This is a genomic window from Tabrizicola flagellatus (assembly GCF_046295235.1).
GTDB lineage: Bacteria > Pseudomonadota > Alphaproteobacteria > Rhodobacterales > Rhodobacteraceae > Tabrizicola > Tabrizicola flagellata_A.
Genome location: NZ_JBKBLV010000032.1, coordinates 36,274 through 42,273, shown reverse-complemented (window position 1 = coordinate 42,273; position 6,000 = coordinate 36,274). Strand labels below are relative to the sequence as shown.

Here is a 6,000-nt window from a genome sequence, read left to right as displayed (position 1 = left end):
CCTACGCACATTAACCACCCCCTTAACAAACCCCTAACGCCCACGCCCAACCCCTTGCTTTCAAACCATAATCCGAAAATGTCCACCGTGGACAGCCGTCGCCTTTGCGGCCCCCACCTCACCCCAGCGGCAGGATGACCGAGAACCGGCTCCCCTCGCCCACCACGCTCTCCACCCGCAGCCACCCCCGGTGGCGACTCACGATGTGCTTCACGATGGCCAGCCCCAGCCCCGTCCCCCCCATCTCGCGCGAGCGGTGGGTGTCCACCCGGTAGAACCGCTCGGTCAGCCGCGGCAGGTGGACCGGGTCGATCCCCTCCCCTTCGTCCGCGACCTCTACCCGCACTGCCGGCCCCCGCACCGTCTCCTCCGGCGACAGGGACACCCGCACCACCTGCCCCGCGCGCCCATACTTCAGCGCGTTCTCCACCAGGTTCGTGAAGACCTGCACCAGCTGGTCGCGATCCCCCGGCACCGTCACCGGGTCCCCGACAAGCTCCACCCGGTCTCCCGTCTTCTCCGCCACCCCGCGCAGGGAGGAAATCACGCCCTCCAGCAGCGGCTTGAGCGCCACCGGCTCCTTCGGGCGCACCCGTTCCTCGGCCTCGACCCGGGACAGCTGCAACAGGTCGCGCACCAGCCGGTTCATCCGGCCCGCCTCGGCCTCCATGATGCCCAGGAACACCTCCCGCGCCTTGGGGTCGTCCTTCGCGGCGTGTTTCAGCGTCTCGATGAAGCCCATCAGCGCGGTCAGCGGCGTGCGCAGTTCGTGGCTGACGTTCGCGACGAAATCCCGCCGCATCTCGCCGGCCTTTTCCTCCTCGGTCACGTCGCGGAACACGCAGAGCACCAGCCCCTCGCGCAACGAAGACACGGTGACCTGGAACACCTGCTCCTGCCCCTCGCGGCGCAGCGACATCCGCGCCTCCTGCGGCGGGGTCTCCGGCCCGACCCGGCCGATCGCCTCCAGCACCCCCGGCGCGCGCACGGCGATCGCAGGATGCCGACCCACGATCCCCTCGCCCAGAAGCGCCAGGGCCTGGGCGTTGCAGGCCTGCACCCGCTCGCCATCGCTGATCAGCATCGCCGGCAGGGGCAAGCCGGCCAGAAGCCTCGAGATCTCGACCTCGGTCATGCGCGCATCTCTCCACCCCTGCGTGTATTGCGACCCTTGTCATGCGCAGGAATACCAGTAAATTCCCGGCAGTAAACGTAACGCGGTGCGGAACCGGCCCTTGTCCGGAACAGTGGTCGTCCCCGGCGAAAGTCCTTCTGTCTGACGATTTGGCGGCGCTCACTAGGAGATTGGGGAGTCATGTCGCAAAAGCTCAGGTGCCTGGTGATCGGGATTCCGGAGGCGAGAGCGGCCGAAGGCAGCTTGCGGCCGGAGGAGTTCGCCTCGATACCCTTGGACGAACTGGACGGCTACCTGCCGTTTCCGGCCGCGCTGGAACTGGTCGTTGCCCCGCTGTTCTGCAACACGTTCGACGCGCTGGAGATCATCGAACGGCTGGGGGCGCAGGATTACCGCAAGACCTTGCGTGTGGTGGCGCCGAAACTGCCCAACCGACAGATCGTGCTGCGCGAACTGCGCAGCCATGCGGCCCGGCAGGGCATCACCATCGAACTGGTCGAGGAAGGCTGAGGCGGATCAGACCGGCCTCAATCCGGCCTTGAACCGCCGTGCATTGGCCTGATAGCCCGAGGCCGAAGCCAGAAGCCGCGCCCGCGCGCCTTCGTCCAGTTGGCGAACCACCTTGCCCGGCGCGCCCATCACCAGGCTACCGTCCGGGATCTCCTTGCCCTCGGTGACCAGGGCACAGGCACCGATCAGGCAGCCCTTGCCGATCTTCGCCCCGTTCAGGATCGTCGCGCCCATCCCGATCAGCGTGCCCTCGCCTATGGTGCAGCCGTGCAGCATGGCCTTGTGGCCGATGGTGCAGTTGGCGCCGATCACCAGCGGATAGCCCATGTCGGTGTGCAGGACGCAGTTTTCCTGCACGTTGGTCCCGGCACCGATGCGGATTTCCTCGTTGTCGCCGCGCGCCTGCGCGCCGAACCAGACCGAGGCATCGGCCTCGACCACCACCTTGCCGATCAGCGTGGCCTCGTCGGCCACCCAGGCCGAGGGGTCGATCGTCGGTGCAATCCCGTCAAGTGCATAGATCATCTGGCGTCGAACTCCTCGTTCAGGCTGCGGACGAAGGCGGACAGGCCGGGCTGCCGTTCGCGCTTCAGCCGCTCGGCGGTGAGGATGGTCTTGAGGTTCTCGAAGGTGCGGTCGAGATCGTCGTTGACCAGCACATAGTCGTATTCGGCCCAATGGCTGATCTCGTCGCGGCTTTTCGCCATGCGGCCGGCGATCACCTCGTCGCTGTCCTGGGCGCGGGCCCGCAGGCGGCGGTCAAGCTCGGCGATAGAGGGCGGCAGGATGAAGACCGACACCACGTCGCCGCGCATCGCCTGCTTGATCTGCTGGCCGCCTTGCCAGTCGATGTCGAAGACCGTGTCGGTGCCCGCCTGCATCGCCGCCTCGACCGGCGCGCGCGGCGAGCCATAGAAGTTGCCGAAGACCTCGGCATGTTCCAGCATCTGGCCCTCCGCGACCAGGGCCAGGAACTCCTCTCGGCTGCGGAAATGGTATTCGCGGCCGTCCACCTCTCCCGGTCGCGGCTTGCGGGTGGTGGCCGAAACCGAAAAGCGCATCGTCGGATCCCAGGCCATCAGCATCCGGCTCAGCGTCGATTTCCCCGCGCCCGAGGGCGAGGAAAGGATCAGGAGAAGCCCGCGCCGCGGTGACTGGTTGGTCATCGGTCATTCCACATTCTGGACCTGCTCGCGCATCTGATCGATGACGGTTTTCAGGTCAAGGCCGATCCGGGTCAGTGCCAGGGACTGCGCCTTGGAACAGAGCGTGTTGGCCTCGCGCATGAATTCCTGCATCAGGAAATCCAGCTTGCGGCCCACCGGGGCGGGATCGGCCACCAGCGCACGGGCGGCGGCGACATGGGCGGTGAGGCGGTCGAGTTCCTCGGTCACGTCGGTCCTGACCGCGATCAGCGCGAGTTCCTGGGCGAGGCGGGTCTCGTCCACCGCATCGGTCGCGGCCAGCACCCGCGCCAGCGCCTCGCGCAAGGTCTCGGCCTGGGTGGCGCCGCGGGTCACGGTCTCGGCCTGCGCTTCGGCGGTCAGCGCGGCGATGCGGTCGAGCTGGGCCGACAACACCTGCGCCAGCGCCCGGCCTTCGGCCGCGCGCATCGCGGCGAAATCGGCCAGCAGCGCCGGCAGATCGGCCAGAAGCGCCGCGCGCAGGGGGGCGGTGTCGGTCTCCTGCCCGCCCTGCTCGATCACGCCACGCAGGGTCAGCACATCGGCGGCGGTGGGCTGGCGCAGGGTGACACCCGCCGCGATCGCCGCCGCCTCGACCCGCGCCAGCGAGGCCAGCGCCGCGCCAAGCGCGGCCTCGTTCAACGGAAAGCCCGCATCAGCGCCCCCCTCCTCCGGCGCGACCTTCAGCGTCAGGCTGACATTGCCGCGCGGGATCGCCTTCTGCAGCTCGGCCCGGATCGCTGCCTCGAGGCCCTCGATCCAGTCCGGCACCCTGAGCCGCAGATCCAGCCCCTTGCCGTTCACGGACCGCAGGTCCCACACCCAGCCAAAACCGGCCCCGGCACCCCGCCGCGCGGCAAAACCTGTCATCGAGATCATGCGGGCCCCATTCAACCGCCGCGTGCGGTATTTACCATTTGATTAGATTTTCGGCCGAATCTTCGCGATCCGCGCTAGGCTTCCTTCATGACGCAGCGGACCCTTCCGCTGCAAGACCCGCGCGCCCGGCTGGTGGAGAGTGTGATGACCCCGCGTTTCCTCGATCGTTTCCGTCCCCCGCCCCTGCCCCGGCACGAACCGGTGTTCGACGGGCTGGCGCAAGTCCGGGCCTATTGGGAAAGCCTGCGCCGCGACGGCAAGCTGCCCGACCGCGCGGCGATCGACCCGAGGGGGCTGGGCGGCGCCCTCGACCGGGTGTTCCTGGCCGAACGGATCGGGCGCGGTCTGGTGCAGGTGCGCATCGCCGGCTCGCGGCTGGCCGACTTTGCCGGCATCGACCTGCGCGGCCTGCCGCTCAGTTGCCTCTTCACCGTCGAGTCGCGTCCCCAGCTTGGCCTGATGGTCGAACGGGCCTTCGCGGCCCCCGCCGTGGTCGAGCTCGACCTCGGCCTCGACCGGATGCCCACCCGCGGCCTCGTTGCGCGCCTCCTGCTGCTGCCGCTGGCCGATAAGGCCGACTGCCGGCCCCTGCTCGGCGTGCTGGGCTTCGTCGCCGACGCCCCGGACCATGGCAAGCTTCAGCTGCAAGGCTGGCGCGACGCGGCGCTGCCCCCGCAATCGTCCGCAAGCCCCAAGGCCACCGAACCGGCGCCCGTGCGGCCGATCCGGCGGCTCGGTCATCTGGGACTGGTCCACGTCAGCGACTGAAGCTCCCGATCCCGCATGAAGAAGGGGCGGCAGGTCGCCCCGCCGCCCCATTCATCTCCTGCCCCACCCGTTACAGCGCGATGCGCCGCGCGGCCTCGCGGTGCGAGGACAGTTCCTCGGCCACGAGGAAAGCCAGTTCCAGCGATTGCGAGGCATTCAGCCGCGGATCGCAGGCGGTGTGATAGCGGTCGGCCAGGTTCTCGTCCGACACGGCGCGCAGGCCGCCGGTGCATTCGGTCACGTCCTGGCCCGTCATCTCGAAATGCACCCCGCCCGGCACGGTGCCTTCCGCCTTGTGGATGGCAAAGAACTCGCGCACCTCGCGCAGCACGCTGTCGAAGGGCCGCGTCTTGTAGCCCGAGGCCGCCTTGATCGTGTTGCCGTGCATCGGGTCGCAGGACCAGACGACATTCGCGCCTTCCTCGCGCACGGTCCGGATCAGCCGCGGCAGGTGGTCGCCGACCTTGCCCGCGCCGAACCGCGCGATCAGCGTCAGCCGGCCGGGTTCGTTCTCGGGGTTCAGTTTGGCCATCAGCACCTTCAGATCCTCGGCCGTGGTCGTGGGCCCGCATTTCAGCCCGATCGGGTTCAGCACGCCCCGGCAGAATTCCACATGCGCGCCGTCCGGCTGGCGGGTGCGGTCGCCGATCCAGATCATGTGGCCGCTGCCGGCCACCGGCTGCCCGGTGATCGAATCCACCCGGCACAGCGCCTCTTCATATTCCAGAAGCAGCGCCTCGTGGCTGGTATAGAAATCCACCCGCGACAGTTCGTTCGCGGTGTCGCTGTTCACCCCGGCCGCGTTCATGAAGTCGAGCGCATCGGAAATGCGGTTCGCCATCTCGCGGTAGCGTTCGGCCTTGTCATGCTCGGCAAAGCCCAGCGTCCAGCTGTGCACCCGGTGGATATCGGCGAAACCGCCGGTGCTGAAGGCGCGGAGCAGGTTCAGGCTGGCCGCCGCCTGGGTATAGGCTTGCAGCATCCGGTTCGGATCGGGGATCCGCGCCTCGGGCGTGGGGTCGAAGCCGTTGATGATGTCGCCCTTGTAGCTGGGCAGTTCCACCCCGTTGATGACCTCGGTCGGGGCAGAGCGCGGCTTGGCGAACTGGCCGGCCATGCGGCCCACCTTGATCACCGGAACCTTGGCGGCATAGGTCAGCACCACCGCCATCTGCAGCATCACCCGGAAGGTGTCGCGGATGTTGTCGGCACTGAATTCGGCGAAACTCTCGGCGCAATCGCCGCCCTGGAGAAGGAAGGCCTTGCCCTCGGCCGCCTCGGCCAGCGCCTTCTTCAACCGCCGCGCCTCACCGGCAAAGACCAGCGGCGGATACTTGGCAAGCTGCGCCTCGACCGCGTTCAGCGCCCCCTGGTCGGGATAATCCGGCATCTGGATCCGCGGCTTCGCGCGCCAGGCCGATTTCGTCCATCCCTTGGTCATCCTGCTTCTCCGGTCGGTCATCCAGTCGGCCTGCGATATACGCCCCCGTTTCCGCCTTTGCAAAGGGCGATTGGGCGAAAACC

At 68.1% G+C, this 6,000-nt stretch carries 7 protein-coding genes; 2 read left to right on the top strand and 5 right to left on the bottom strand.

Annotation, left to right across the window (positions count from 1 at the left end):
- Positions 1-118 precede the first annotated feature (118 nt).
- Positions 119-1,135: a sensor histidine kinase gene (locus ACK4IU_RS14100; RefSeq protein ID WP_409736288.1), complete on the bottom strand. Its 1,017-nt coding sequence runs from the start codon at positions 1,133-1,135 to the stop codon at positions 119-121.
- Positions 1,136-1,339: 204 nt separating this feature from the next.
- On the opposite strand from ACK4IU_RS14100, the gene ACK4IU_RS14095 reads away from it, so the two are divergent.
- A complete protein-coding gene (locus ACK4IU_RS14095; protein WP_160147710.1) occupies positions 1,340-1,645 on the top strand; it encodes a hypothetical protein in 306 nt (101 codons plus the stop codon).
- A gap of 6 nt (positions 1,646-1,651) precedes the next feature.
- Here ACK4IU_RS14095 and ACK4IU_RS14090 read toward each other — a convergent pair whose 3' ends face one another.
- The 3 genes from ACK4IU_RS14090 to ACK4IU_RS14080 are packed head-to-tail and all read right to left on the bottom strand — an operon-like array spanning position 1,652 to position 3,708.
- A complete protein-coding gene (locus tag ACK4IU_RS14090) occupies positions 1,652-2,170 on the bottom strand; it encodes a gamma carbonic anhydrase family protein (RefSeq protein WP_409736286.1) in 519 nt (172 codons plus the stop codon).
- Positions 2,167-2,811, bottom strand: coding sequence for a guanylate kinase (gmk, locus tag ACK4IU_RS14085; protein WP_409736284.1), 645 nt, complete (start codon positions 2,809-2,811; stop codon positions 2,167-2,169). Before gmk ends, ACK4IU_RS14090 begins: the two co-directional genes overlap by 4 nt.
- Before the next feature lie 3 nt (positions 2,812-2,814).
- Complete coding sequence (locus tag ACK4IU_RS14080; RefSeq protein WP_409736282.1) at positions 2,815-3,708, bottom strand: YicC/YloC family endoribonuclease; 894 nt, start codon at positions 3,706-3,708, stop codon at positions 2,815-2,817.
- 144 nt (positions 3,709-3,852) lie between these two features.
- Between ACK4IU_RS14080 and ACK4IU_RS14075 the strand changes: the two genes are divergently transcribed.
- Positions 3,853-4,476, top strand: a complete 624-nt coding sequence (locus ACK4IU_RS14075; RefSeq protein WP_409736280.1) for a PAS domain-containing protein — start codon at positions 3,853-3,855, stop codon at positions 4,474-4,476.
- 70 nt (positions 4,477-4,546) lie between these two features.
- On the opposite strand, the gene ACK4IU_RS14070 is transcribed toward ACK4IU_RS14075, so the two are convergent.
- Positions 4,547-5,917, bottom strand: coding sequence for a class II 3-deoxy-7-phosphoheptulonate synthase (locus ACK4IU_RS14070; RefSeq protein ID WP_409736278.1), 1,371 nt, complete (start codon positions 5,915-5,917; stop codon positions 4,547-4,549).
- Positions 5,918-6,000 lie beyond the last annotated feature (83 nt).